Raw genomic sequence first — 25,610 nt, forward strand, 5'->3', positions numbered from 1 at the left:
GTGCCGGACCGTAACCTCGGCAGGTGATGGCTGCCACCCATGAACGACTCAGGGAACCGGAGAAGGAACCGAGAACCAAACGCTCGGCCACGCGCTCGCTGTCGCGCCTGTGGCCCTATGTACGGCCCGTCAAAACGCGCTTCTTGATGGCGGCCGGGGTCGCGGCCGTCGCCTCCTGTATGGGCCTGGTCATCCCGCTTGTGCTCAAGTGGCTGGTGGACGGCCCGGTGGCCCACCGGGAGCCGGGCGGGGTGTGGCTGGGCGGCGCCCTGCTGCTGGGGCTCGGCGTCGCGGAGGCGGGGCTGTTCGGGGTGCGGCGCTGGCTGGTGGCCCGGCCGCTGGCCTTCGTGGAGGCCTCGATGCGCGCCGCCCTGTACCAGCATCTGCAGCGGCTGCCGGTCTCCTTCCACGACCGCTGGGCGTCCGGGCAGCTGCTCTCGCGCGCGACGACCGACCTGATGCTGCTGCGGATGTTCCTCGCGTTCCCGCTCACCTTCCTGGTGGTCAACGGGGTCACGGTCCTCGTCGGGTTCGCCATCCTGCTCGCGCAGCAGTGGACGCTGGGGCTGGTCCTGCTGCTCCCGGCCATTCCGCTGATCATCCTGTGCTCCGTCTTCGAGACGCGCTACGCGGTCGTCGCCCGCACCGTCCAGGACCAGACCGGCGATCTGACCACGGTCGTCGAGGAGGGCGTCCTCGGCATCCGTATCGTCAAGGGCTTCGGGCGCCACCGCAGCCAGGCGCGCGCCTTCCGGGCGCTGACGGGGCGGGTCCGCTCGACGGAGTTGCACAAGGCGGGCCTGCTGGCCACGATCTGGGCGCTGATCATGACGCTGCCCGAGCTGGCGATCGGCGCGGCCCTGGTCCTCGGCACGGTGCAGGTCGCCGACGGCGATCTGTCGGCCGGCACGCTCGTCGCCTTCCTCTCCACGGCGCTGACGCTGCGCTGGCCGGTGGAGTCGCTGGGCTTCCTGCTGGCGATGAGCCAGGACGCGGCGACGGCGACGGACCGGTTCTTCGAGGTGATGGACGAGCCGACGGCGGAGCAGTCGACTGCGGAGCAGCAGTCTGCGGCCCCCCGCGCCGACGCCCTGCGCACCACCACACCCCACGACGGGCTGCGCTTCGAGGGCCTGGAGTTCCGGTACGCGGACGCGCCGCCGGACGCCCCGCCCGTACTGGCCGGGGTTGATCTGCACATCCGCTCCGGCGAGACGATGGCCCTGGTCGGAGCGACCGGCTCGGGCAAGACCACGCTCACCGCCCTGGTGCCGCGCCTCCATGAGCCGACGCGCGGCCGGATCACCCTCGACGGCCGGGACATCACCACCCTCCCCCGGGACGAGCTGCGCGAGCTGGTCGCCGTCGCGTTCGAGGAGCCCACGCTGTTCTCCGCGACCGCGGGGGAGAACGTTCGGATGGGCGCGGCCGGGGCGGCCGAGGCCGATCTCGTACGGGCGCTCCAGGTGGCCCAGGCCGACTTCGTACACGCCCTGCCGCAGGGCGCCGACACCCAGGTCGGCGAGCAGGGGCTGAGCCTGTCGGGCGGTCAGCGCCAGCGGCTCGCCCTGGCGCGGGCCGTGGTCGGGCAGCCCCGGTTCCTCGTCCTCGACGATCCGCTGTCCGCGCTGGACGTGCACACCGAGGCCCTGGTGGAGGCCGCACTGCGCCAGGTGCTGGCGACGACGACGGCGCTGGTGGTCGCCCACCGCCCGTCCACCGTGCTGCTCGCCGACCGCGTCGCGCTGCTCTCCGGCGGGCGGATCGCCGCGGTCGGCACCCACCATCAACTGCTGGGCGACAGCGCGGAGTACCGGTCGCTGATGTCCGGTATCGAGCGGGAGGAGGCCCGATGACCCAGACCGCTACCGGCACTGGCACCGGCACGAACGCGGAAGAAGCCGCGGACAAGCCAGGGACCGCGGACAAGCCCGGGGCGGCGCCGGACGGCGACCCCTTCGACCGGGATGTGCTGCCCGCCCCCAAGGGCGCCTCCCTCACGCTGCTGCGCTCGCTGCTCGCCCCGCGCCGCGGCCGGGTCTGGGTGGCGGCCGTACTGCTGCTCCTGCAGCAGGCCGCGGTGCAGGCCGGCCCGCTGCTCGTCGCGTACGCCATCGACACCGCCGTACCCGCCTTCCGCGACGGCGGCCACGGCCCCCTCATCGCCGTCGCCGTCGCCTACCTCGGCTGCGCGCTCGCCTCCGGGGCGCTCCAGTACGCCTTCATCCGCACCTCGGCCCGGATCAGCCAGGACGTGCTGCTCGATCTGCGGGGCAGGATCTTCCGCCATGCGCAGGCGCTCAGCGTCGACTTCCATGAGCGCTACACCTCCGGCCGGCTGATCTCGCGCGCCACCACGGACGTCGAGTCGCTGCGCGAACTGCTCAGCGAGGGGCTGGAGGAGCTGCTGGGCGTCGCGCTCTCCGGCGTCTACATCTCCGTGACGCTGCTCTATCTGGACTGGGGCCTGGGCGGTGCGGCCGTGCTCTCCTTCTGGCCGCTGTATCTGCTGGTCCGCCGCTTCCAGCGGCGTTCCATGCTCGTCTACCGCAAGCGGTCCACGGCCATCGCCGCGGTCATCGTCAAGTTCACCGAGACCATGAACGGCATCCGGCCGGTGCAGGCGTTCCGCCGCGAGCGGGTCAACGACGCGGACTTCCACGCGCTCAACCACCGCCATGAGCGGGTGAACGGGGACGCGATCCTGGAGATGGCCCGCTATGTGGTCGGCTCCCGGCTGGTGGCCAACGCGGCGGTGGCCGCGATCGTCCTGTGGGGCGCCTACCGGGTGGCCTCCGGCGACCTGGCGCTGGGCGTGCTGGCCGCGGCCGCGCTCTATCTGCGCAGGCTCTACGACCCCATCGACCGCCTGGGGATGTTCCTGAACTCGTACCAGTCCGCGGCCGCGTCGCTGGAGAAGATCGCCGGCCTGCTCACCCAGCGGCCCTCCGTGGCCGAGCCCGCCGACCCCAAGCCGCTGCCGCCCCGCTCCTCCGAACTGCCCGGCCGCGAAGTGGTCTTCGACGGTGTGCGCTTCGCCTACCGTACGGGCGGCGAGGTGCTGCCCCGCTTCGACCTCACGCTGCCGGCCGGACAGACGGTGGCCGTGGTGGGCGCGACCGGCGCGGGCAAGTCCACCCTCGCCAAACTGCTCGCCCGCTTCTACGACCCCACCGACGGCCGGGTCCTGCTCGACGGCGTGGACCTGCGCGAACTGGCCACGCCCGAGCTGCGCCGCGGCGTGGTGATGGTCACCCAGGAGGCGTTCCTCTTCTCCGGCACGGTCGCCGACAACATCGCCATCGGCCGCCCCGACGCCACCCGAGCCGAAATCGAGCACGCCGCCAAGGCCATCGGCGCGCACGACTTCATCGCCGCCCTGCCCGACGGCTACGACACGGATGTGCGCAAACGCGGCGGGCGGATCTCCGCGGGCCAGCGACAGCTGGTGGCCTTCGCCCGGGCGCTGCTCGCGGACCCGTCCGTACTGATCCTCGACGAGGCGACCTCCTCGCTCGACATCCCGGGCGAGCGGGCGGTGCAGCGCGCCATGCACACGGTGCTGCGCGGCCGCACCGCCGTCGTCATCGCGCACCGCCTGTCGACGGTGGAGATCGCCGACCGGGTGCTGGTGATGGCGGACGGCCGGATCGTCGAGGACGGTTCCCCGGAGCGGCTGATCTCGGGCGAGGGCCGGTTCGCGGCGCTGCACCAGGCGTGGCGGGAGAGTCTGGTGTGATCGCTCGCCACGCTCGCCGGGGCCGGGCAGCGTCTGCTGCGGTACCCGCCGTGCCCGTGCCGTTCAGCCCCGCCCGTACGAGGCCATCAGTCCGGCGGCGAGCACCGGGTCCACGACCGGCACCCCGAGCCGGTCCTCCAGCAGCGGGCGGATCCCGATCGTGTTCAGGCCGGTGCAGGCCAGCAGCAGGGTGTCCGCGCCCGCCACGACCAGCCCGGCGGCGGTCTCCAGCACCGCCGCGGGGCCCTCGGGGGCCAGCAGGTCCGTCGTACGGTGCACTCCCCGAGGCCGTGCGGCGCCCGCGAAGCGCTCACCGAGGACCGCGCGCACGGCGGGTGGCGCCTGGTCCCTGATGCCCAGCACGCCGACACGGCTGCCGAGGCCCAGCGCTACAGCGGCGGCCGCCGAACCCGCGCCGATCACCGGCACGTCGACCGCCTCGCGGGTGCGCTCAAGCGCCGGGTCGGCGGCGCAGCTGATGACCAGGGCCGCTGCCCCGTCGGCGGCCAGTTCGCGGGCCAGCGCGACGATCTTCGGTTCGGCGCGGCGCTCTGACTCGTCGTCGTGGATGCCGTGCGGCTGCCCGGGGATGCACCGGGAGACGGCCGGAATGCCGTACCGCTCCTCGATGACCCTGCCGTGGGCCGCCACGGCCAGGGCGTCATCGCTGGTGAGGACGCGGATCACGCCGATGTGCGAGATCATGAGCCGTTCCCGGGCCGGCCTCCGAGCGCCTGGGCGGAGTGGCCGAAGGCGGCCACCACCTCCCCCGCCGTACGGATCGCGATGGCCCTGGCCAGGAGGACCGGGCGGCCGGCGGCGCGGACCGCGGCCTCCCGCATCCGCTCGGTGTAGCCGATGCAGTCCAGGACGATCCAGGAGCTGCCGCCCTGGGCGAGGGTCCGCGCGGCGGCCGCCACCTCGTCCAGGGCCTGCTCCGGCGGTGCGTACGGATTGGCGGAGGCGGCGAGGACACTGCCGGGCAGTACGTCGGACCAGCGGCGGACCGCGTCCTCGGCCTGATCCGGGTGCGGGCAGACGATACCGACCGGGTCGGGGCCGACGGCGGCCGCGACCGCGTGCAGCGCCAGGGGTTCGGCGAACAGCAGCGGCCGGTTCGCCCGTACGGCGGGAAAGTGGCCGGTGCACAGCAGCAGCGTCGCGGCGGCACCGTCCTGCTCCGCTCGGGCCACGGCCCGCTCGATGCGTGGGACCAGCGCCGTATGGCCGAGCACGACCGAGCCGCCGTCGCGCAGCCGGGAGACCAGGGGCGCCTCGCCGGGCTCGGGGGCCAGCAGCCGACGGGTCTCCCGCTCGGCAGGGCCGTCGAACCGTTCGCCGTCGAGCGCGCCGTGTTCCACCAGGCGCACGCCCGGCAGCAGCGGTTCGGCGTCCGGCCGCAGATCGGAACGCGGGGCCTGGCCGATGGTGACGAGGCCGAGGGCCGGGGTGGTCACGGGTGGTGGCTCCTCATCAGTGTTCTGGTTATCAGTGTTCGGAGAGGGCGGGAATCAGTGTTCTGGGAGGGCGGGAACAGCACGCGCGCCCGGGTCACAGGGCCTTGGTCAGCTGGCCCACGTCGTTCAGCGAGCTCCCGGCCACCAGCCCGGCGCCCACGAGCGACAGATCGTTCTCCGACTGCTCATCGGACTCCTTGCGCGCCTCGGGGTCGGTCAGCCCGCGGCGGCGCCACATGGTGTACGCCTGGCGGATGGCCAGGGCACCGAGCACCATCCACCCGGCGTCGGGCGTGGCCACCAACAACCCGGTGGCCAGCAGAACGCCCATTTGCCGGGACGGCCCGCCGATGAGCTGGATGAGCGCTCCGGGGATCGCCCACAGCAGCATGGTCGTCATGGTGCCGGGTTCGAGGCCGCCCTTGATGGTGGCCACGTACACCTCCGACACCGGCGGCACCCGCCCGTCCGAGAAGAACGACTTCCAGGCGATGGCGACCACGACGAGCGCGACGCCGAAACCGACGAGCTGGGCGAGGTACTGCTGGCGCCGCCCCTCGATCTCGAAGGGCTGCCACGGCACGGCGTTCCGCCGCAGCAGCCAGCCGGCCTTGAAGTCGTAGCCGAGGTCGGCGAAGGCGGGGCCGGTGGAGGCGGTGTAGCCCACCATCAGTGCGAGCGGCACGGTGGGGATGTGCAGGACCAGGCCGATGATCAGGAAGATCAGTGTGACGGCGAAGGCCGGGAACCACCCGGAGTGCATCGCCGCGAGGCCCACGATGAGCTGATGCACGATGGCGGCGATCCCGGCCAGCGCCACCCAGCCGACCAGGGCGGGGACGGACAGCCGGCCGACCACTCCGCCGGCGATGGCGACAACGATCGCGCCGCACACGAAGAGCCCCATGCCTTCCAGCAGGCCGCGGCGCAGCCGCGGGGCCTGGACCGTACGCTCGTCCTCGTCGGATTCTGCGTCCGCGGCCGGGCCTGTGCTCCCCTTGCGGGTACGCATCAGCAGCAGCGCCTGGACCAGGGCGACGAGACCGGCGCCGACCATCAGGCCGTGCGGCACCCGCTCGGCGCCGAGGTCGAAGCCGAAGTCCGGGGCGTACTGGCCGACGGCCAGCCCGACGCCGAACATCGCGAGCGCCCAGATGTTGCCCAGAAAGCCGACGCCCGCGGCGCTGGTGGGGAACTTGAACAGCGCGCCCACCAGGCCGACGACCGCGCCCACGCCGAGGACCGCGGCCTTGCGCCCGCCGGTGTCCCCGGCCTTGATGGTCTCGGCCGCGGCGATGCCCGCGGGCCAGGAGCCGGTGGCGGGCAGCAGCTTGGAGTCGAACACCCGGTACAGCACCCAGCTGTCGACGGCCAGCCCGATGACGGCGCCGCCCAGCATGGGCCACACCAGGTCGGTACGGCCCAGGGCGAAGGGCACGGCGATCGGGGTGAGCAGGGAGTTGGCCGCGGCGAAGGTGGAGCCGGAGATCGCCGACTGCACCAGGTTCTGCCGGTGCTGGGAGCGCATCCGGGCCAGCACACCGACCGGGATGCGCCCGATCAGCATGGCCACCAGGGCACCGATCACGGCGGTGTTGGGGGACACGCCGAGCGAGGTGATCAGCACGATGCCGATCAGGGCCCCGAGGACCGACATCAGGACGGTGATGACGAGGGTGATCGGTTCGAAGGCTCTGGGGTGCGCTTCGACCGGCGTGGAGGTGGCCTCCGCGGTGGTCTGGGTGTTCGGGTTCATGGGGACTCCTGGGCGCGGGGAATCACTGCGCGGGGACGGGCGCCTGCAGATGGGTCATGGGGCCGTACAGCTCGACCAGGCGCGCGAACTCCTCGTCGTCGAGGAAGCGCGCGGCTCCGCGGCCGAACTCCTTGGCGGTCTCGATCGCGAACCGGGCGGCGGCCGCGATGTCGGTCTCGTGGCTGGCGCCGGTGGCGCAGCCGGCCACGGCGGTCGCGGCGGTGATGGCGAGGCCGACGACGGGGGCCTCGGTGGCGACGGCGGGCTGGAGGATGGAGTTGAGGTGGTGCACCCCGTTGCCGTACGGGGTGATGTCCTGCGTGGTGATGGGCAGCACACGCGCGGGCTCCCCGGTGACGGTCTCCAGGATGGACACCAGGTCCTCGCTGACCCGCAGGATCCAGCCCTCGCGGACCGTCGGCGACAGGGCGAGGCCGCGGTGGTTGAGCAGCCGGTTTCCCTTGGTGGTGTCGATGGAGACGACGGCGTCCATCGCGGGGGAGATCTCCTCGCGGTTGCACACCAGGGTGTCCACCGGGGAGTCCATGAAGGGCACCGGGTCGTGCGGCTGGGTGGGGGCCCACCCGCACACATGGGTGGAGAGCGTCACATCGCCGTCCAGGACGTCGCCGCGGGCGTGCATGTCCAGCAGCTTCGCGGCGGCGGACAGCGCCGCGACCGCCCCGTCGGCGTCGGAGACCAGCCCGATCCGCTCCGGGCGGGCGCCGACGCCGCCGAGCCGGCCGAGGATGCCGAGGGTCGGCGCGTCGCCACCGCTGAGCCGGCCGCGGCGGCCGGGGACGGTGACGGTGACGAAGTCCGTGCTGCCCTTGTCGCCCTCGACCGTGCGCACCTCGATCCGCGGCGCGGTGGCCGGGTCGGCACCGGCGGCGGCCTGGACGGCGCGCAGGTGGTCGGCGAGCAGTTTCCCGCTGGTCTGCGGGCGGTCGAGGAGTTCGATGATCTCAAGGACGTGTTTGAGCACGGGTGCCTCTCAGGACGAACGAGGTTGCGGTCCGGGCGAGCGGCGATGGGGAGGCCCGGATTCCGGTCGCCCCAGAGTCAGCCGACCGTCCCGCCGAGCGCAATGTTTTCTCGATATGCGGGAATGTTTATTCTTCCGTCATGCCCGAGCAGTCACCCGTAACCGGCACGCCACCGCTGCAGACCGCGGATCGCGTCCTCAATGTCCTGCTGTCCTTCGACCGGGAGCGCCCGGAGTGGGGCGTCACCGAGATCGCCGCGGAATTCGGCCTGGACAAGTCGGTCGCGCAGCGGCTGCTGGCCGCGCTGGCGTACCGCGGCTTCCTGGTCTCCGACCAGCGCACCCGCCGCTACCGGCTGGGCCCGGCGGTGTGGCATCTGTCACGGGTGTGGGAGCGCGGCGGCGGCATGGCCAGCCTGGTGCGGCCCACGCTGGAGGCGCTCGCCGAGGGGGTCGGGGTCGGCGCGCTGTTCGCGGTGCCGGACGGCGTCCATATGCGCTGTGTCGCCGCCGCGGACGGGGCGACCGGGCCGCTGCGGTACTACGCCCTGGCGGGCGAGCTCTACCCGGCCCACGCCGGGGCCACCTCCCGCGCCTACTTCGGTATGCTGCCGCCCGGCGATCGGGCCGTCCTGCTGTACGGCCGCCCGATGGCGCGGTTCAGCGAGAACACGCTGACCGATCCGGTGCGGCTGGAGGAGCGGTTCGCCGAGGTGCGGCGCCTCGGCCACGCGTACTCCGAGGGCGAGTACGATCCGCAGACCGCGGCGCTCGCGGTTCCCGTGCTCGTCGGCCGGCGGCCGGTGGGCACGCTGTCCCTGGCCGCGGCTCTCGAGGAGCTGCGGGGCCGCCGGGAGGAACTGACCGGGCCGCTGCAGCAGGCCGCGGCGGACCTGGGCAGGCTGCTGACGCCGGCCCATCCGCGCCATGTCCCGCCGCGCCACGACGGGCGCTGAGCGGCAACGTCACACGTGTGGCGCTGAGCTGCTGCATCACATTTTTTCCGCCCATTTTTCTGTCCGTCCGAGGAAGGACCATCCATCATGCGGTTGCTGCTGCTGTCCAACTCCACCGCCCCCGGGCGCGGCTATCTGGATCACGCGCGGGAGGAGATCGGCGCGCTGCTCGACGGCGTACGGCGGCTGGTGTTCGTGCCGTACGCCCTGGCCGACCGGGACGGCTACACCGCGCAGGTGGCGAAGGCCCTTGAGCCCCTGGGGATCGAGGTGACCGGCGCGCACACCGCCGCCGACCCGGCCGGGCTGATCGGCGGTGCGGAGGCCGTGTTCGTGGGCGGCGGCAACAGCTTCCGGCTGCTGAAGGCCCTGCACGAGCACGGCCTGGTGCGGGCCATCCGCGAGCGGGTGGCGGCCGGTGTGCCGTACATGGGGTCGAGCGCGGGCACCAACATGGCCTGCCCCACCCTGCGTACCACCAACGACATGCCGATCGTCCAGCCGCCCAGCTTCGAGGCCCTGGGCCTGCTGCCGTTCCAGATCAACCCGCACTACCTGGACCCGCGGCCGGACCTGGGCCACATGGGCGAGACGCGGGCCGAGCGGCTGGAGCAGTTCCTGGAGGAGAACGACGTGCCGGTGGTGGGGCTGCGCGAGGGCACCTGGCTGCGCCGGGACGCGGACCGGCTGACGCTCGGCGGGATCGCGGCCGGAGCCGTCCTGTTCCGGCGCGGCGCGGCGCCTGCGGAGCTCAGCCCCGGCGCGGACCTGAGCGCCCTGCTGGACGAGCGCCCGCGGTTCGACAGCCCCGCCTGAACCGCCTGCCCCGCCTGAACCCCTGCCCGGCCCGAACCGCCTGCCGGGCCTGATCCACGCGCGCCCCGCGGCTCACTCCCCGACCGCGCCGTCCGTCAACTCCCGTACGACGTCGAGCTGTCCGGCGTGCCGGGCGTACTCCTGGAGCAGATGGAAGAGGATCCAGCCGAGCGTCGGGGCCTCGGCCTCCGTGGCGAAACGGCCGCCGACGGGCGCCCGGCGGTCGAGCGGTACGTCCGCCACGGCCCGCCGGGACCAGGCGCACTGTTCCTCGAACCGCGCCCGGACCTCCTGCGGTGACATGTCGTCGGGGACGTGCCAGCGGTCGTCGGGGCCCCGGTCGCCCCAGGGCGACTCCACCGGCTCGCCCAGGAAACCCCAGCGCAGCCAGCGCCGTTCGACGTGGGTGAGGTGGTGGAGCAGTTCCAACGAGCTCCAGCCGGAGGGCAGTCGGGAGGTGCGCAGCTCGCTCTCGCTGAGCCCGTCGAGCTTATGGAGCACGACGCTCCGGTAGTAGTCGAGATAGGCGTCGAGCATCTGGCGGGTGTCGGCGAGCGAGTGCGGCGGTTCGTCGATCGGGTTCACAGGCGTCGGCATGGAGCGATGCTACGGACGGACCCCGCCCCACCCCGCCCCATCCGAAATGCGAACGCGGGCCGTTTGCCAACGAACGCTTTCCGGCCAAGTTCTTGTCGCGGTCCTGACAGGACTAGTCCACCGATGACACCCTTCCCTCGTTCGGCGCACAGCTCCCCCACAGCTCGCGGCTGAGCTTCGACACCGTCGGCACCCGCATGCACACCTTCGCACCTTCCCCCCACGCGCTCTGCCCCGTCATGCCCGGGCGGCCTCACCCGGCCGTCCGGTCGTACCCGGTCGCGCCACCGCGCGGCCAGCGCAGAAGGAGTCAGTGTGAGATCGACCTCCGAACGCCCCCACAGACCCCACAGACCCCAGGCATCCCGCCGCCGCGCCGTCGCGAGCGGCGCCTTGGTTGCCGCGGCGGCCATGCTCGCCGTCGGGATGCAGACCGGCCCCGCCGCCGCCCGCCCGGACGGCTCCCCGAACACCTCCGCCCCGGCCGCCGGCACGGTCTTCGCCAAGCCGGACCCCGGCGCCCTGCCGGTGGCCCTCTCCCCCGCCAAGCGCGCCGGGCTGATCCGGGAAGCCGACGCCGCCAAGGCCGCCACCGCCAGGACAATCGGCCTCGGCGCCAAGGAGAAACTGGTCGTCAAGGACGTCACCAAGGACGCCGACGGCACCGTCCACACCCGCTACGAGCGCACCTACGACGGGCTGCCCGTCCTCGGCGGCGACTTGGTCGTCGAGGGGGCCAAGAGCGGCGCCGTGAAGTCGGTCGCCAAGGCGACCAAGGCGCAGGTGAAGGTCGCTTCCACCAGCGCCGCCGTCGCGCCCGCCACGGTCGAGAAGGCGGCGGTGAAGGCGGCGAACGCGCAGGGTTCGCGCAAGACGGAGGCCGAGCGGGCGCCGCGCAAGGTGATCTGGGCGGCCAAGGGCACGCCCACGCTCGCGTACGAGACGGTCGTCGGCGGCCTCCAGGAGGACGGCACGCCGAACGAGCTGCACGTCATCACCGACGCGAACACCGGCGCCAAGCTCTTCGAGTTCCAGGGCGTCAAGGAGGGCACCGGCAACAGCCAGTACAGCGGGCAGGTCACCCTCGGTACGTCGGGCAGCTCGGGCTCGTACAACCTGACCGACGGCGGGCGCGGCGGGCACAAGACGTACAACCTCAACCGGGGCACCTCGGGGACGGGCACGCTCTTCACCGACGCCGACGACGTCTGGGGCAACGGGACGACCGGCGACGCCGCGACCGCCGGTGTGGACGCGGCCTACGGCGCCGCGCTGACCTGGGACTACTACAAGAACGTGCACGGCCGCAGCGGCATCCGGGGCGATGGCGTCGGGGCGTACTCCCGGGTGCACTACAGCAGCGGCTACGTCAACGCGTTCTGGCAGGACTCCTGCTTCTGCATGACGTACGGCGACGGCTCGGGCAACGCCAAGCCGCTGACCTCGATCGACGTGGCGGCCCACGAGATGTCCCACGGCGTCACCGCCGCGACCGCCAACCTCACCTACAGCGGTGAGTCCGGCGGCCTCAACGAGGGCACCTCGGACATCTTCGCCGCCGCCGTCGAGTTCAACGCCAACAACGCGAACGACCCCGGCGACTACCTGGTCGGCGAGAAGATCGACATCAACGGCGATGGCACCCCGCTGCGCTACATGGACAAGCCCAGCAAGGACGGCGCGTCCAAGGACAACTGGTACTCCGGCGTCGGCAACGTCGATGTGCACTACTCCTCCGGCGTCGCCAACCACTTCTTCTACCTGCTCTCCGAGGGCAGCGGCGCGAAGGTGATCAACGGCGTCAGCTACGACAGCCCGACCTACGACAACCTGCCGGTCCCCGGCATCGGGCGGGCCAACGCCGAGAAGATCTGGTTCAAGGCGCTGACCCAGCGCATGACCTCCAACACCAACTACGCGGGGGCGCGGGACGCCACACTGTGGGCGGCGAGCGAGCTCTTCGGCCAGGCCAGCCCCGAGTACAACACGGTGGCCAACACCTGGGCCGCGGTCAACGTCGGATCCCGGATCGTCGAGGGCGTCTCCATCACCGCGCCCGGCGACCAGACCAGCATCGTCGACCAGGCCGTCAGCCTGCAGATCGCGGCGACCAGCTCCAACCCGGGCGCGCTCACCTACTCCGCCAGCGGGCTGCCCGCCGGGCTGTCGATCGACTCCTCGACCGGCCTGATCTCCGGCACTCCGACCACGCTCGGCTCCGGCACCGTGACGGTCACCGTGACCGACTCGACCGGCAAGTCGGCCACCCTGTCCTTCACCTGGACCGTGAACACCACTGGCGGCAACGTCTTCGAGAACACCGCTGACGTCGCCATCCCGGACGCGGGCGACGCGGTCACCTCCTCGATCACGGTGAGCCGGGCGGGCAACGCGCCGTCCAACCTCCAGGTGGGCGTGGACATCGTGCACAGCTGGCGGGGTGACCTGGTGATCGACCTGGTGGCACCGGACGGTACGGCGTACCGGCTGAAGAACTCCAGTTCCTCGGACTCGGCGGACGACGTGAAGACCACCTACACCGTGGACGCCTCGTCCGAGGTGGCCGTCGGCACCTGGAAGTTGAAGGTGCAGGACGTCGCCTCGCTGGACACCGGCTACATCAACAGCTGGAAGCTGACGTTCTGAACGACGCGCACATCCGGATGAGGTGCTGAGCCGTCCGGACACCGGGCAGGCGCCGCCAGGGGTGACCCGACTCCCCCTGGCGGCGCCTCTTCTGTCGCTCTCCGAGCCACAACTCCGCCCCGCATGGCGAACATTGATCAACATTAAACGAACATTTTGCCGCCTACCTGCCCCAAAGCTCGTGACATGTACGCGCCTTGTGTGACAGTCTGCCCAACGCGATCGCACCGTACCTCTTGTTCAGGTCCGGGCGGCACTTCCCCGCCGCCCGGACCTGACCCCCCACAGCAATGAGGAGTTCGCGTGAGCAAGACCTCGAACATGTCCGTTTCGCCTGCCCACTCCCCTGCCCGCAGGAAGCGCCGCACGGCGGCCGCCACCGGTGCCGCGGTCGCGGCAGCGGCCCTGCTGGCCACCGGCGTCACCACGGGCCAGGCCGGCGCCGCCACCACGAACACCGGCACCAAGGCGGACGCGCGCCCCACCGTGCTCTCCGCCTCGGCCCGCGCGGAGCTGCTGCGCGACGCCAACGCCACCAAGGCCGACACCGCCAAGGCGCTGGGCCTCGGCGCCAAGGAGAAGCTGGTCGTCAAGGACGTCGTACGGGACGCCGACGGGACCGTCCACACCCGCTACGAGCGCACCTACGACGGACTGCCCGTCCTCGGCGGCGACTTGATCGTCCACGAGTCCGCGAACAACAAGATCAAGAGCGTCACCAAGGCCGTCAAGGCCACCCTCGCGGTCCCCTCCACGACCGCCAAGGTGACCCCGGCCGCCGCCGAGCGGGCCGCGGTGAAGCGCGCCCAGGCGGACGACGCCCGGCGGGCGGCGGCCGACGGCGCCCCGCGCAAGGTGATCTGGGCCGCCTCCGGCAAGCCGGTCCTCGCGTACGAGACCGTCGTCGGCGGCATACAGAAGGACGGCACCCCCAACCAGCTGCACGTCATCACCGACGCCGGCACCGGCGCAAAGCTCTTCGAGTACCAGGGCATCGAGACCGGCAGCGGGACCAGCCAGTACAGCGGCTCGGTGGAGCTCGGCACCGCCAAGGAGGGCAGCGGCTACACCCTGACCGACGCCGACCGCGGCGGCCACCGGACCACCGACCTCAAGGGCAGCGAGTCCGGCGAGGGCTCGGCGTTCACGGACGACGACGACAAGTGGGGCACCGGAAAGCCCGACGACGCGCAGACCGCGGCCGTCGACGCCCACTACGGCGCGGCCCTCACCTGGGACTACTACAAGAACGTGCACGGCCGCGACGGCATCGCGGGCGACGGCAAGGGCGCGTACTCCCGGGTGCACTACGGCCACGACTACGTCAACGCCTTCTGGGACGACAGCTGCTTCTGCATGACGTACGGCGACGGCCAGGGCGACAAGGCCCCGCTCACCTCGATCGACGTCGCGGCCCACGAGATGTCCCACGGCGTCACGTCGGCCACCGCCAACCTGAATTACAGCGGTGAGTCCGGCGGCCTCAACGAGGGCACCTCGGACATCTTCGCCGCGGCCGTCGAGTTCAACGCGAAGAACGCGAGCGACCCCGGCGACTACCTGGTCGGCGAGAAGATCGACATCAACGGCGACGGCACCCCGCTGCGCTACATGGACAAGCCCAGCAAGGACGGCAACTCCGCGGACAACTGGTCCGACGGCGTGGGCGACTTGGACGTGCACTACTCCTCCGGCGTCGCCAACCACTTCTTCTACCTGCTCTCCGAGGGCAGCGGCGCCAAGGAAGTGAACGGCGTCAAGTACGACAGCCCGACCGCCGACGGCTCCAAGGTCGAGGGCATCGGCCGCGACAAGGCCGAGAAGATCTGGTACAAGGCGCTCACCACGTACATGACCTCGACCACCGACTACCACGCCGCGCGCGAGGCGACGCTGAAGGCCGCGACCGACCTGTACGGGGCGGACAGCGCCGAGTACAAGGGCGTGAACTCGGCGTGGGCCGGAGTGAACGTCAAGCCGTAAAAACGCATCAACTGAAGTAGCACCACATAGCCGGTGCCCGGGTCCCGTTCCCGGGCACCGTCATGTTTCCGCACTTTGTTCCGCCGGGTAGCCCCTTCGGCACCCGGCACCCCACAGCAACAGGAGACAACGTGACGCAAGGCTCGACCTCCGGCAGATCCGGCTCGTCCCGCACCTCCGGCATATCCCGCACCTCCCGCGCCACCGCGTTCAAGCGCTCCCGTACCGTCGTCGCCGCGGGGGCGGCGACGCTCGCCGGAGCCCTCATCGCGGCCGGCGCCACGGCCGGCACCGCGGGCGCGGCCACCCCGCCGCCCCCGCCCACCGTGAAGGGCGCCCAGTCCCTCGCCCTCTCCCCCTCCGTCCGCGCCGAGTTGCTGCGCGAGGCCGACGCCGCCACGGCCGGCACCGCCCGGTCCCTCGGGCTCGGCGCCAAGGAGAAGCTGGTCGTACGGGACGTCATCAAGGACGCAGACGGCACCGTCCACACCCGGTACGAGCGCACCTACGACGGACTGCCCGTCCTCGGCGGCGATCTGATCGTCCACAAGTCCGCCGACGGCGAGACCGAGGAGGTCACCAAGGCCACCGACGCCAAGATCAAGGTGGCCGACACCACGGCGGCCGTCGCCCCGGCCGCTGCCGAGCGGACCGCCGTAGGGGTGGCAAAGACCGAGGCCGGCGACAAGGCGGACACCTCCGCCACCCCCCGGAAGGTCATCTGGGCCGCCTCCGGCAAGCCCGTCCTCGCGTACGAGACCGTGGTCGGCGGCTTCCAGGACGACGGCACGCCCAGCAAGCTGCACGTCATCACGGACGCGGACACCGGCAAGAAGCTGTACCAGTTCCAGGCCGTCCAGAACGGCACCGGCACCGGGCAGCACAACGGCAAGGTCACCCTCGGCACCACCAAGAGCGGCACCCAGTACCTGCTCAAGGACACCGCGCGCGGCGGCCATATGACCTACAACCTCAAGCACGCCGAAGACGGCAGGGGGTCGAAGTTCCTGGACGCCGACGACGTCTGGGGCAACGGCAAGCCGACCATCGCGCAGACCGCCGCCGTCGACGCCCACTACGGCGCGGCCATGACCTGGGACTACTACAAGAAGGTCCTGGGCCGCAACGGCATCCAGAACAACGGCAAGGCCGCCTACTCGCGCGTCCACTTCGGCAACGAGTACGTCAACGCCTTCTGGGACGACGACTGCTTCTGCATGACGTACGGCGACGGCGAAGGCGACAAGAAGCCGCTCACCCAGCTCGACGTCGCCGGCCACGAGATGAGCCACGGTCTGACCGCCGCCACCGCGAAGCTCGAGTACAGCGGCGAGGCGGGCGGCCTCAACGAGGCCACCTCCGACATCTTCGGCACGGCCGTCGAGTTCTACGCCAAGAACCCGAACGACCCCGGCGACTACCTCATGGGCGAGAAGATCGACATCAACGGGGACGGCACCCCGCTGCGCTACATGGACAAGCCCAGCAAGGACGGCATGTCCTACGACTACTGGTCCAGCAGCATCGCCGAGGACGACCCGCACTTCACCTCCGGGCCCGGCAACCACTTCTTCTACCTGCTCTCCGAGGGCAGCGGCCGCAAGGTCATCAACGGCGTGACCTACAACAGCCCGACCAAGGACGGCCGCACCGTCACGGGCATCGGCCGCGCCAAGGCCGAGAAGATCTGGTACAAGGCGCTCACCACGTACATGACCTCCACCACCAACTACGCCAAGGCGCGCACCGCGACGCTCAAGGCGGCGAAGGCCCTGTACGGCGGGACCAGCGCGGAGTACAAGGCGGTCAACAACGCCTGGGGCGGCATCAACGTACGGTGATCAACGTGCGGTGACGCACTGAGACCCGAGCTGGTGGGGCCGGGCGGGCGCACCGCCCGCCCGGCCTTCCGGCCTCAGCTCTTCTCCCTCTTGTCCCCTCCGCCGAACGCTTCCTTCCGGATGACATCGAGGAGGCTCGGCACACCTTCCGTGGTGCGCACATCGATGAAGGCGCGCAGATGGCGGTCGCCGACCGCCTGGCGCAGCAGCGCGTTTCCGAGATCGGCACGCGAGGTGAACCGGCCGGGAAGGCGTGAGGTGGCCACCTGGTAGTCGCTGACAGCGTTCGTATCGAAGAGACCCGCGGGGCGGACGACCGTCCACTCGTGCTCGCTTTCGCTCACGGCCTCCTCCATCCGCCGCATGTCGTCGTACACGGTGCGCCCGGCGAAGCGCACGATGAACGGCTCGAGCACCTTCCGGAAGAAGAAACCCTCGCCGGGCGCCGCCGTCCCGAAGAGCACCGTCGAGCTCACGCAGACCAGACGGCGGACGCCGTGTTCCGTCATCGCCCGGGTGATGTGGGTCATGCCCCCGGAGTACACCGTGACAGGGTTCCGGCCGTAGGGAACCCCGAGCGTCGAGATCACCGCGTCCTGCCCGGCCACGGTGCGCTCGACCGCGACGGGGTCCAGCACATCCGCACCGACCACCCGCAGCCGCGGATCGCTCAGCGGGAAGGACTCGGGCCGGCGGGTGACGGCGGTGACCGTGTGGCCCTCGGCGATCGCCTGCTCGGTGGTCTGCCGCCCGGTCGGTCCGTTCGCGCCGAATATGACGAGCTTCACCTGTTTCTCCCTCTCACGGACGATGGTCTTGCCACCCGAGAGGGCACCGGCGGCGGCGAGTGTGACATCCCGGTCCCTCATATGACCTGGACCACATCGCCTGGGCGGATGTCACATTCCCGGCAGCGCGGCGCCTCTCAGCAGGGAGCGCGCACAGGAGGCATGACATGTCCGACAGCCCGGCACAGAGCCCGGCGGACACCGCGACGCGGGTGTTCGTCGGCTACCGAGAACTGCTGTTCTCCGTCGTCTACAACATGCTCGGCAGCGTCGCCGACACCGAGGACGTACTCCAGGAGACCTGGCTGTCCTGGGCGGGCAGAAGCCGCCGCTCGTCGATGGCGGAGATCGACAATCCGCGCGCCTATCTGGTGCGGATAGCGGTGAACCACGCGCTCGCCCGACGGGCCGGCATCAATCGCCGACGTGAGACCTACGTCGGGCCGTGGCTGCCCGAGCCCCTGGTCACCGACACGGCCGCCGACCCCCCGGCGGACACCGCCGACACGGCCGACCGGGCACTGCGCGCCGAAACCGTGTCGATGGCGCTGCTGGTGGTCCTGGAGACCCTGACCCCCCTGGAACGGGCGGTGTTCGTCCTCCACGAGGTCTTCGGCTACGCCCACCCCGAGATCGCGGACATCCTGGACCGCAGCCCGTCCGCCGTCCGCCAGCTCGCGCACCGCGCCCGCGAACACGTCCACGCCCGCCGCCCCCGCTACCAGGCCCACCCACGCGTCCAGCGCCAGGCGACCGAGCGATTCGTCTCCGCGGCGCTCGGCGGCGACGTCGGCGCCCTCATGGAGGTCCTGGCACCGGAGGTGACCTTGTGGACCGACGGCGGAGGCAAGGCACGGTCGGCTCTGCGGCCGATCCAGGGCCGGGAGAAGGTCGCCCGCACGCTGACCGGCTACTCCTCCCGCCCCCCGCAGGGTCTGGACATCCAGTACCGGAGTGTCAATGGCGACCCCTCGGCGGTGATTTTCGCGGGCGAGGCCCCGTACGCCGTGATGGTCATGGACCTGACCCCGGAGGGCGACCAGATTTCGAGCGTCTACCTCGTCACCAACCCGGACAAGCTCTCCGCGGTCAGGCGGGATGTGGCCGACGACGCGGCATCGGACGGGTAGGGCCCTTCTGCCGAATCTCCGTGGGAGAAGGACCCCAACCGCGGCCCAGGCCCACACACGCCGCCCGGCGGCCGGCCTTCCGTCATCCGGCGCGTCGGCCGTCAACCTGCTTTCCGCTGGTTCCGTAGACGAAGTCGGTCGTGGTGTCCAGGATGAATTCCATGGGGAAGCCCAGTTCGATCGCGCTGGCCTTGTCCAGCCGGCTGACCGCCTCTTCGGGCAGTTCCAGGTCGATCGCGGCGAGGTTGTCCGTCAACTGATCCACGGTGCGGGCGCCGAGGATGGGGTGGATCCAGGGCCGGTGCGCTCGCGTCCACGCGATGGCGACCTGCGAGGAGGACACGCCGAGCTCGTCGGCCACGGCGTCCACCGTGCGCGCGATGGTCAGGTCGCGTTCGGAGACGGCGGAGCGGTCGACCCGGGAGGGACCATCGGCGCCGGAGCGGGTGAACTTGCCCGACAGCACGCCGGCGGCCAGCGGCGACCACGCGGCCACCGACAGTTCCAGAGCCGAGGCCATCGGCAGCAGCTCCCGCTCGATGTCGCGCTTGACCAGGCTGTAGGGCAGCTGCAGTCCGGCGAAGGGCGCCCACCCGCGGAACTCGGCGATGGTGTTGGCTCGCGAGACCAGCCACGCGGGTGCGTCGGAGATCCCGACATACAGCACCTTGCCCGCCCGCACGAGATCGTCGAGGGCCCGCATGGTCTCCTCGATCGGGGTGTTGGGGTCCCAGATGTGCACCCACAGCAGATCGATGTACTCGGTACCCAGCCGCCGCAAGCTGGCCTCCACCGAACGGACCAGATTCTTGCGGTGGTTGCCGCTGGCGTTGGGATCGGTGCCGTCCATCGTCAGCGTGTACTTCGTTGACACCACGAAGCGGTCGCGGTCCGAGCCCAGCAGCTCCCCGACGATCCGCTCACTGCTGCCCTCCGTGTACCGGTTGGCGGTGTCGATCACGTTCCCGCCCGCCTCCGCGTAGGCGGTGAACATCTTGCGACACTCCTCGACGGAGGCGCCCCACCCCCACTCCTCGCCGAAGGTCATCGTGCCCAGGAACGCTTCGGACACCCGCAGCCCGGTGCGGCCAAGCAGTCGGTAACGCATCACAATCACCAATCCCCACGCTCGTGCCAATTTGGCGTCGCGAAGGAAACTAACTGCCGTGGTCACCCGCCGTATTGCACGTTCTTGCCCCTCCCGGGTCAGCGCACGGCCCAGCCGGCCCACTCCGTACCCCGATACGTCGACTGGTACCTGGCGGGTGTCACCCCGTAGGCCCCGGCGAACACACGGGTCAGATGGGATTGATCGTGGAATCCCGTCTCGTACGCGACCTCGGCGATCCCTGTGCCACGCCGGAGCAGGTCCCTGGCCCGATCGAGCCGGAGACGCAGATGCAGCTTGTGCGGCGGCAGACCGAACCACGCCGTGCACGCGCGTGCGAGCCGGTACTTGCTCAGGTCCGACACCGCGCTGAGCTCGTCCAGCGTCACGTTGCGGGCCAGATTCGCCCGCAGGTACTCACGCACGACCTCGGGCACACGCCGCCCCGTGTCCCTCCCGCCCTCGGCGCCGTACGAGTGCCGCGCCAGCACGGAGATGAACTCCAGTACCCCCGTCTCCTGCCTCAGCGCCGAACCGGGTGGCTCCGAAGGCTGGTGGAGGGCGTCGTGTACGGACCGGAAGCGGTCCGCCAGCCCGCCGTCCCGGATCACCGGATCCCCGTACCGCACGGCCTCAGGCGCGGCGACCTCGGCGATCAGGGACGGTGACACACACATGATGAGCCAGCGCGCCGAGCCGGGATCGTCCGGCGCCCCGGAATGCGCGTCGTCCGGGTGGAGAACGACCAATTGGCCAGGCGCGGCCCGGAAGGTCGCGCCGCGCCTGCGTATGGTGAAGCCGGAGCCGGTCACGAGCAGGAGCTTGAGCTCTTCATGGACATTGCCGCTGTAGGACTGCGCCCGACCGTCCACCACGACGACGTCCGGCACGTCGACGGACACCCGTGGAACCCCCGCCTGATCCGCCCCCGTCATGGCCGCAACACTAGCGCCACAGCCCTCGCAGGCGCCCCGTCCGTCCATCCATCCATCCGCAGACAGCCCGCAGTAATGCGCGATCATTCGTCGGTACCCGCACCACCCGGGCGCCCGGGATCAGACAGCATCGGGCATCCGGGCCCGCAGGGCCGCCACGGCCCAGTCGAGCACCGGCGTCAGCCGCTCCGGTGCCGGCCAGCTGTTGACCTGCGCGAGCAGCTCCACATACCGCTGCCTACGCGGGTCGTTGACGTTCTCGAGGCGGGCCAGCAGCCGACGCCGGAGGGCGGCGTCACCCGGGCGCCCGACGATCCCCGCATAGTGCCCCACGAGTTCGTCGACAACCGGGTCGGCCTGCCGCGAAGCCGGATCGACCCCGGCCGCCAGCGCCGCCCCGGCCCGCTCCCGCACCACCGCGACAACGTCGCGCCGCAGGGCACTCCCCCGGGCTCCCTCCGCCGCGTGCTCCTCGGCCACCCGCCGCACCCTGGCCCGGAACTCCGGGTCACGCGCCAGCTCCGCCAGCTCCACCCACGCCCGTACCTGCTCCGCCTCCGGACTCTCGGGCAGCTCGGGCGTCATCGAGCGCCTGGCCGCCGCGAACTCCGGATTCCCGTCCAGGCCGCCGAAAACGGCGTCCAGAAATTCGTCGATCAGACGCCGACGCTCACCGTCGGAGAGCCTGGCCAATGTATGCATGATCTCCATCTCCTCCGGGCTCGCCCCACGCTCCGCCACCGCACTCAACACCGCCCGCCGCAGCCGCAACGTACGGATCTGCACCGCCAGCGCCTCCGCATGCGCCGCCGCGACCTCCGCCAGCGACAGCTCCCGGTCCACGACCTTCCGGACCGTCGCCAGATCCAGCCCCAGCTCACGCAACGTCCGCACCAGCTCCAGGCGGGCGACGGCGTCGACGCCGTACAGCCGGTAACCGGCCGGGCTACGGTCCGCCGGCACGACGATCCCGCGATCCGAGTAGAACCGAATGGTCTTCACCGTGAGCCCGGTCCGCCGGGCCAGGTCCCCGATCGAGTAAAGCGCGCCGCCGTCCATGCCCCTACCTTCGCGTCTCCCCTTACAGGAGACTCAAGCCCACCGCCTTATCCTCTTACGGCGGCGGGCGTCGGTCGCCGGGCCAACAGGACGTTTCCTTTGCCCCCTGATCAGGTCACGCGGCCCCGAGCCCAGGCCCGCAGCCCGCTCACGGTGCACGCCGCTTGACTCGTCGTCGGCCTCGCGGGTGTGGGCTCCGCTTCGCTTCGCTGTGCCTACGCGCCGTCTCGCGGCTTTCTGCACAGCGCCAGAAAGGCCCTTGCCGGCGCTGAGCGCGGTTCGCGTAGGTTTGGGCTACTCAGAGAGAAGAAGGAGCAGGCCAGTGGGCGGACACGACTCGGTGGCGGCGCTTGCGCCGCTCATACCGGTGGCGAACGGCGTGGACGAGCGGGTCGACTGGAGCGAGGTCGAGGGGATCTGGGGGAGACGGTTCCCCGCAGACTACGTGCGCTTCATGGAGGTGTACGGGCCGGGGCTGGTCAGCGGGGAGATCGTGATTCTGCTGCCGGCACCACGGCCCGGTACGTACACGGACGGGTCGGGCCTGCAGGAGGAGACCGAGAATGCCCGCCTCACCTGGGAGATGTGCGGGGACGAGGTCGACTTCGAGGTGGACCCCGAGTCCATCGTGGCGTGGGGCGTCACCACGGGCGCCGACATCTACTGCTGGCTGACCACGGACGAGGACCCGGACCGGTGGCCGGTGCTGGTGTGCGGGCGGCACACCAGTCCGTCGTTCCAGGTGCACCCCTTCGGGATGGCCGAGTTCCTTCGGCGGCTCCTCGGCGATGCCGAGTTCCAGGAGGAGACCATCAGCGTGGTCCTGCCGGAGGAGGGGTCCTTCGTCAACTGGCGTGAGCAGCAGCGCCGACACGACTCGGAGCTGAACCCTGCCACAGGTCAGCCCTGGTAACTGGCGGGCGGCCACACCCGTCCTTGACCTTGACCCTGACGCCAGGGTCAAGGCTTAGCGTCGCAAGCATGGACGAGACAAACACCCTTCACGGCCGGGCAGTGCTTATCACCGGAGGAGGCACCGGGATCGGTCGTGCGACGGCCCAGCAGTTCGCCGCCTCGGGCGCCGAGGTTCTCATCGTCGGCCGGACTGCCGAAAGCCTGGCCAAGACGGCCGAAGAACACTCGCGCATCCGGACGTTCGTGGCCGACGTCGCCGAGCCGAACGCCCCCGCCGATATCGTCGCCGCCGCGGTGGAGGCGTTCGGCCGCAGCCGCATCGATGTTCTGGTCAACAATGCCGCGATCACTCGTCCGGCCCCGCTCGGCGCGATCGACCGGAAGGCCGCCGGGAAACAGCTCGCCACGAACCTTCTCGCCCCGGTGTTCCTCACCCAGCACGCTCTGCCGCATCTGGAGGCCGGTGGCGCCGTCGTCAACGTGACGTCCAACCCGCCCCACTACGGCTGGGCCAACAACTCGATCTACGGAGCCACGAAGGTGGCTCTGGACTTCCTGACCCACACATGGGCTGTCGAGCTCGCGCCGCGCGGCATTCGCGTACTTTCCGTGGCCCCCGGGATAACGGCGACTCCGGTGCTGAGCCATGCCGGTTTCTCGGACGAGCAGATCGCCTCGGCGGGCAAGGAGCTTCGGGCCCGAATCCCGCTCGGGCGGATCGCTCAGCCCAAGGAGATCGCCTGGTGGATCGTGAACGCGACGCGCCCCGAGGCCGCTTACCTCACCGGTACGGTCATTCGTGTCGACGGCGGGCTGAGCGCGACTGGATGATGATGGAACGATGCTGATCGGAGAACTGGCGAACGAGGTCGGCACCACCGTTCGGGCACTGCGCTATTACGAACAGCAGGGTCTGCTCCACCCCCAGCGAGCGCCGAACGGTTACCGGGAGTATGACGAGACGGCTGTCGGGCAGGTGGGCAACATCAAGCTGTTGCTCTCGCTCGGCCTCACCGCCAATGACATCCGCGCCTTTCTGCCCTGTCTCGGTCAGGACATCGTCGACGGTCCCGTCTGTCCCGCGAGCGCGCGGGTCATCGCCCGGAGGCTCGCCGATGTGGAGGAGAAGATCTCCGCGCTGGACGTCGTCCGTAAACGTCTCATCGAAGCACTGGCCCAGGCCGGCGGCTAGCGCCCTCCCGTGCGTGAACGGCCCGGCTCAGCTGTAGAAGTTGCGCTGCCAGCGGTGGTTGGCGAGTACGGCCAGCTGGTCGGCGGTCAGCGGGCGGCCGTCGCTCAGGGCCGTATTGCGTTCGACGTTGCGTACGGTGCGCATACCGGGGATGACCGTGGACACCGCCGGGGAGCTGAGGACGAACCGCAGCGCGGTCTCGGCCATCTCGTCGGGGGCGATGCCGAGGTCGGCGACGATCGCGGCCACCCGCTGTTCGACCTGGGCCGGGCGGTCGCCGCGGAAGTAGCGGTTGCGGAAGTCGCCCTCGGGGAACGTGGCACCGGCGGTGATGCGGCCGGTGAGCCCGCCCTCGTCGAGGGCCACCCGCACGATGACGCCGACGCCGTGCTCCACACAGGCCGGCAGCAGCGCTTCGGCGGGCGACTGGTCGAAGATGTTGTAGATCACCTGCACGCTGTCGACGGCGCCGCTGGTGACGAGCGCGAGGGCGTTGTCGGGCTCGTGGTCGTTGATGGAGACGCCGAACAGGCGGATCTTGCCCTCCTGCTTGAGCTCGGCGATCGTCTCCAGCCAGTCGCCGCGGCCGAGCCACTCGTCGCTCCAGACATGGAACTGGAGGACGTCGAAGTAGTCCAGGCCGCTGGTGCGCAGGCTGGTCTCCAGGCTTTCGCGGATGTGCGCACCGGGGAAGGTGTCGGCCGGGTCCAGGCCGTCCGGGGCCGGCCAGACCCGGTTCTTCGGGGGGACCTTGGTCGCGACGAGCACGTCGTCGCCGGTGCCGGCCCGCTCGCGGACGACTTGGCCGACGATCCGCTCGCTCTCGCCGTAGCCCCGGGCGGTGTCGATGAAGTTCACGCCGAGGTCGATGGCGCGGTGCAGCGCGCGTACGGATTCGTCCTCGGTGGCGCCCACCCAGTTGGACTCCCCGATGCCCCAGGCGCCGTAGCCGATCTCGGACACGGTCAGTTCACTGCGGCCCAGTTCGCGGTAGTGCACTTTTTCATCAACCTTCCGTCGGCGTACTTACTCTTTGCGGCCGGTCGCGGCGACCGTGACGCCGAGACCGATCATGGCAAGCCCGCCGACCCCGCCGACCATGGCCAGCCGCTGCGGTGAGCGGGCGAACCAGCCCCGTGCGGTGGCGGCGACGAGGCCCCAGATGCTGTCGGAGGTTACGGCGATGACGTTGAAGACGAGGCCGAGCAGCAGCATCTGCAGCGTGACATGCCCCTGCTCGCGGTCGACGAACTGGGGCAGTACGGCGGCGAAGAACACGATGGTCTTGGGGTTGGCGACACCGACCGCGAACCCCTCCCAGAACGTGCGCAGGGCACCCTGCTCAACCGGGCCGTTTCCGCTGAACGCGGCCCGCAGCGAGCCCCGCTGCCGCACCGCCTTGACCCCCAGGTAGACCAGATACGCGGCGCCCACCAGCTTCAGCGCCGTGAAGACGAGGACCGAGCGCTCCACGATGGTGCCGACCCCCAGCGCCACGGCCACCACGAGCACATACGCGCCGACCGTGTTCCCCATGACGGTGGTCAGCGCGGCCCGGCGGCCCTGGGCCAGGGCCCGGCCGATCACGAACAGCACGCTGGGGCCGGGGATCACGATCAGCAGGAACGACATGGCCGCGAAGGCGAGGAGGCGGTCGGTGGACACCATGGAGGTCATGTAAACACGCGGGGCCTCCGCCCACGCAAC

Annotated in this window: 22 protein-coding genes; 11 read left to right on the top strand and 11 right to left on the bottom strand. The window is 70.9% G+C overall.

The window, feature by feature from the left end; all coding sequences use genetic code 11:
* The first annotated feature begins 26 nt into the window (after positions 1 to 26).
* Both ACFV2X_RS14305 and ACFV2X_RS14310 read left to right on the top strand, forming a co-directional pair.
* Positions 27 to 1,856 (top strand): ABC transporter ATP-binding protein, encoded by a 1,830-nt coding sequence (locus ACFV2X_RS14305; protein WP_385615793.1) that lies wholly within the window; start codon positions 27 to 29, stop codon positions 1,854 to 1,856.
* Entirely contained in the window at positions 1,853 to 3,739 is a 1,887-nt protein-coding gene (locus ACFV2X_RS14310; protein ID WP_385615796.1) for an ABC transporter ATP-binding protein, read from the top strand. Before ACFV2X_RS14305 ends, ACFV2X_RS14310 begins: the two co-directional genes overlap by 4 nt.
* 63 nt (positions 3,740 to 3,802) lie before the next feature.
* Here ACFV2X_RS14310 and ACFV2X_RS14315 read toward each other — a convergent pair whose 3' ends face one another.
* The 4 genes from ACFV2X_RS14315 to ACFV2X_RS14330 all read right to left on the bottom strand — a co-directional run bounded on the left by ACFV2X_RS14315 (position 3,803) and on the right by ACFV2X_RS14330 (position 7,937).
* Complete coding sequence (locus ACFV2X_RS14315) at positions 3,803 to 4,444, bottom strand: aspartate/glutamate racemase family protein (protein ID WP_385615798.1); 642 nt, start codon at positions 4,442 to 4,444, stop codon at positions 3,803 to 3,805.
* Positions 4,441 to 5,196 (bottom strand): AroM family protein, encoded by a 756-nt coding sequence (locus tag ACFV2X_RS14320; RefSeq protein ID WP_385615801.1) that lies wholly within the window; start codon positions 5,194 to 5,196, stop codon positions 4,441 to 4,443. Before ACFV2X_RS14320 ends, ACFV2X_RS14315 begins: the two co-directional genes overlap by 4 nt.
* A 94-nt stretch (positions 5,197 to 5,290) precedes the next feature.
* Positions 5,291 to 6,952 (bottom strand): OPT family oligopeptide transporter, encoded by a 1,662-nt coding sequence (locus tag ACFV2X_RS14325; protein ID WP_385615804.1) that lies wholly within the window; start codon positions 6,950 to 6,952, stop codon positions 5,291 to 5,293.
* A 22-nt stretch (positions 6,953 to 6,974) separates the two neighbouring features.
* On the bottom strand, positions 6,975 to 7,937 hold the full coding sequence (locus ACFV2X_RS14330; protein WP_014176261.1) for a DUF1177 domain-containing protein: 963 nt from the start codon (positions 7,935 to 7,937) through the stop codon (positions 6,975 to 6,977).
* 140 nt (positions 7,938 to 8,077) lie between these two features.
* Between ACFV2X_RS14330 and ACFV2X_RS14335 the strand changes: the two genes are divergently transcribed.
* Positions 8,078 to 8,893 carry an IclR family transcriptional regulator gene (locus ACFV2X_RS14335; protein ID WP_385615807.1) on the top strand — a complete coding sequence of 272 codons (816 nt, stop codon included), beginning with the start codon at positions 8,078 to 8,080 and terminating at the stop codon, positions 8,891 to 8,893.
* A gap of 87 nt (positions 8,894 to 8,980) precedes the next feature.
* On the top strand, positions 8,981 to 9,709 hold the full coding sequence (pepE, locus tag ACFV2X_RS14340; RefSeq protein WP_385615810.1) for a dipeptidase PepE: 729 nt from the start codon (positions 8,981 to 8,983) through the stop codon (positions 9,707 to 9,709).
* A gap of 72 nt (positions 9,710 to 9,781) precedes the next feature.
* On the opposite strand, the gene ACFV2X_RS14345 is transcribed toward pepE, so the two are convergent.
* On the bottom strand, positions 9,782 to 10,306 hold the full coding sequence (locus ACFV2X_RS14345; RefSeq protein ID WP_385615812.1) for a DinB family protein: 525 nt from the start codon (positions 10,304 to 10,306) through the stop codon (positions 9,782 to 9,784).
* Between the two features lie 411 nt (positions 10,307 to 10,717).
* Here ACFV2X_RS14345 and ACFV2X_RS14350 point away from each other — a divergent pair, with 411 nt between their 5' ends.
* The 3 genes from ACFV2X_RS14350 (at position 10,718) to ACFV2X_RS14360 (ending at position 16,776) form a co-directional block, all read left to right on the top strand.
* Positions 10,718 to 12,952 carry a M4 family metallopeptidase gene (locus ACFV2X_RS14350; RefSeq protein WP_385616026.1) on the top strand — a complete coding sequence of 745 codons (2,235 nt, stop codon included), beginning with the start codon at positions 10,718 to 10,720 and terminating at the stop codon, positions 12,950 to 12,952.
* A gap of 321 nt (positions 12,953 to 13,273) precedes the next feature.
* Positions 13,274 to 14,935: a M4 family metallopeptidase gene (locus tag ACFV2X_RS14355; protein ID WP_385616028.1), complete on the top strand. Its 1,662-nt coding sequence runs from the start codon at positions 13,274 to 13,276 to the stop codon at positions 14,933 to 14,935.
* A 131-nt stretch (positions 14,936 to 15,066) separates the two neighbouring features.
* Positions 15,067 to 16,776: a M4 family metallopeptidase gene (locus ACFV2X_RS14360; protein WP_385615814.1), complete on the top strand. Its 1,710-nt coding sequence runs from the start codon at positions 15,067 to 15,069 to the stop codon at positions 16,774 to 16,776.
* A gap of 74 nt (positions 16,777 to 16,850) precedes the next feature.
* Here the strand turns inward: ACFV2X_RS14360 and ACFV2X_RS14365 are convergent, their stop codons facing one another.
* Positions 16,851 to 17,564 (bottom strand): NAD(P)-dependent oxidoreductase, encoded by a 714-nt coding sequence (locus ACFV2X_RS14365; RefSeq protein ID WP_385615815.1) that lies wholly within the window; start codon positions 17,562 to 17,564, stop codon positions 16,851 to 16,853.
* 167 nt (positions 17,565 to 17,731) lie between these two features.
* On the opposite strand from ACFV2X_RS14365, the gene sigJ reads away from it, so the two are divergent.
* On the top strand, positions 17,732 to 18,694 hold the full coding sequence (gene sigJ, locus ACFV2X_RS14370; RefSeq protein WP_385615817.1) for an RNA polymerase sigma factor SigJ: 963 nt from the start codon (positions 17,732 to 17,734) through the stop codon (positions 18,692 to 18,694).
* Between the two features lie 82 nt (positions 18,695 to 18,776).
* Here the strand turns inward: sigJ and ACFV2X_RS14375 are convergent, their stop codons facing one another.
* The 3 genes from ACFV2X_RS14375 to ACFV2X_RS14385 form a co-directional block, all read right to left on the bottom strand.
* On the bottom strand, positions 18,777 to 19,802 hold the full coding sequence (locus tag ACFV2X_RS14375) for an aldo/keto reductase (protein WP_385615819.1): 1,026 nt from the start codon (positions 19,800 to 19,802) through the stop codon (positions 18,777 to 18,779).
* A 98-nt stretch (positions 19,803 to 19,900) separates the two neighbouring features.
* Entirely contained in the window at positions 19,901 to 20,737 is an 837-nt protein-coding gene (locus ACFV2X_RS14380; RefSeq protein ID WP_385615822.1) for a helix-turn-helix domain-containing protein, read from the bottom strand.
* Between the two features lie 120 nt (positions 20,738 to 20,857).
* Positions 20,858 to 21,796, bottom strand: coding sequence for a MerR family transcriptional regulator (locus ACFV2X_RS14385; protein ID WP_385615824.1), 939 nt, complete (start codon positions 21,794 to 21,796; stop codon positions 20,858 to 20,860).
* Positions 21,797 to 22,118: 322 nt separating this feature from the next.
* Here ACFV2X_RS14385 and ACFV2X_RS14390 point away from each other — a divergent pair, with 322 nt between their 5' ends.
* The 3 genes from ACFV2X_RS14390 (at position 22,119) to ACFV2X_RS14400 (ending at position 23,903) form a co-directional block, all read left to right on the top strand.
* Positions 22,119 to 22,709, top strand: coding sequence for an SMI1/KNR4 family protein (locus ACFV2X_RS14390; protein ID WP_385615826.1), 591 nt, complete (start codon positions 22,119 to 22,121; stop codon positions 22,707 to 22,709).
* Between the two features lie 101 nt (positions 22,710 to 22,810).
* Positions 22,811 to 23,542 carry an SDR family NAD(P)-dependent oxidoreductase gene (locus ACFV2X_RS14395; RefSeq protein ID WP_385616030.1) on the top strand — a complete coding sequence of 244 codons (732 nt, stop codon included), beginning with the start codon at positions 22,811 to 22,813 and terminating at the stop codon, positions 23,540 to 23,542.
* Positions 23,543 to 23,552: 10 nt separating this feature from the next.
* Positions 23,553 to 23,903 carry a MerR family transcriptional regulator gene (locus ACFV2X_RS14400; RefSeq protein ID WP_385615829.1) on the top strand — a complete coding sequence of 117 codons (351 nt, stop codon included), beginning with the start codon at positions 23,553 to 23,555 and terminating at the stop codon, positions 23,901 to 23,903.
* A 27-nt stretch (positions 23,904 to 23,930) separates the two neighbouring features.
* Here ACFV2X_RS14400 and ACFV2X_RS14405 read toward each other — a convergent pair whose 3' ends face one another.
* Both ACFV2X_RS14405 and ACFV2X_RS14410 read right to left on the bottom strand, forming a co-directional pair.
* Entirely contained in the window at positions 23,931 to 24,902 is a 972-nt protein-coding gene (locus ACFV2X_RS14405) for an aldo/keto reductase (RefSeq protein ID WP_385615832.1), read from the bottom strand.
* 27 nt (positions 24,903 to 24,929) lie between these two features.
* Complete coding sequence (locus ACFV2X_RS14410) at positions 24,930 to 25,571, bottom strand: LysE family translocator (RefSeq protein WP_385615834.1); 642 nt, start codon at positions 25,569 to 25,571, stop codon at positions 24,930 to 24,932.
* Between the last annotated feature and the right edge of the window lie 39 nt (positions 25,572 to 25,610).

Origin of the sequence: Streptomyces sp. NPDC059679, assembly GCF_042734105.1 — a bacterium.
GTDB lineage: Bacteria > Actinomycetota > Actinomycetes > Streptomycetales > Streptomycetaceae > Streptomyces.

Excerpts from the sequence above, each read along its gene's own strand:
- ACFV2X_RS14325 (WP_385615804.1), bottom strand. The coding sequence starts at position 6,952 with ATGAACCCGAACACCCAGACCACCGCGGAGGCCACCTCCACGCCGGTC.
- ACFV2X_RS14305 (WP_385615793.1), top strand. The coding sequence starts at position 27 with ATGGCTGCCACCCATGAACGACTCAGGGAACCGGAGAAGGAACCGAGA.
- ACFV2X_RS14310 (WP_385615796.1), top strand. The coding sequence starts at position 1,853 with ATGACCCAGACCGCTACCGGCACTGGCACCGGCACGAACGCGGAAGAA.
- ACFV2X_RS14375 (WP_385615819.1), bottom strand. The coding sequence starts at position 19,802 with ATGCGTTACCGACTGCTTGGCCGCACCGGGCTGCGGGTGTCCGAAGCG.
- ACFV2X_RS14315 (WP_385615798.1), bottom strand. The coding sequence starts at position 4,444 with ATGATCTCGCACATCGGCGTGATCCGCGTCCTCACCAGCGATGACGCC.
- pepE (WP_385615810.1), top strand. The coding sequence starts at position 8,981 with ATGCGGTTGCTGCTGCTGTCCAACTCCACCGCCCCCGGGCGCGGCTAT.
- ACFV2X_RS14410 (WP_385615834.1), bottom strand. The coding sequence starts at position 25,571 with ATGGTGTCCACCGACCGCCTCCTCGCCTTCGCGGCCATGTCGTTCCTG.
- ACFV2X_RS14385 (WP_385615824.1), bottom strand. The coding sequence starts at position 21,796 with ATGGACGGCGGCGCGCTTTACTCGATCGGGGACCTGGCCCGGCGGACC.
- ACFV2X_RS14335 (WP_385615807.1), top strand. The coding sequence starts at position 8,078 with ATGCCCGAGCAGTCACCCGTAACCGGCACGCCACCGCTGCAGACCGCG.
- ACFV2X_RS14380 (WP_385615822.1), bottom strand. The coding sequence starts at position 20,737 with ATGACGGGGGCGGATCAGGCGGGGGTTCCACGGGTGTCCGTCGACGTG.
- sigJ (WP_385615817.1), top strand. The coding sequence starts at position 17,732 with ATGTCCGACAGCCCGGCACAGAGCCCGGCGGACACCGCGACGCGGGTG.
- ACFV2X_RS14350 (WP_385616026.1), top strand. The coding sequence starts at position 10,718 with ATGCTCGCCGTCGGGATGCAGACCGGCCCCGCCGCCGCCCGCCCGGAC.
- ACFV2X_RS14345 (WP_385615812.1), bottom strand. The coding sequence starts at position 10,306 with ATGCCGACGCCTGTGAACCCGATCGACGAACCGCCGCACTCGCTCGCC.
- ACFV2X_RS14400 (WP_385615829.1), top strand. The coding sequence starts at position 23,553 with ATGCTGATCGGAGAACTGGCGAACGAGGTCGGCACCACCGTTCGGGCA.
- ACFV2X_RS14355 (WP_385616028.1), top strand. The coding sequence starts at position 13,274 with ATGTCCGTTTCGCCTGCCCACTCCCCTGCCCGCAGGAAGCGCCGCACG.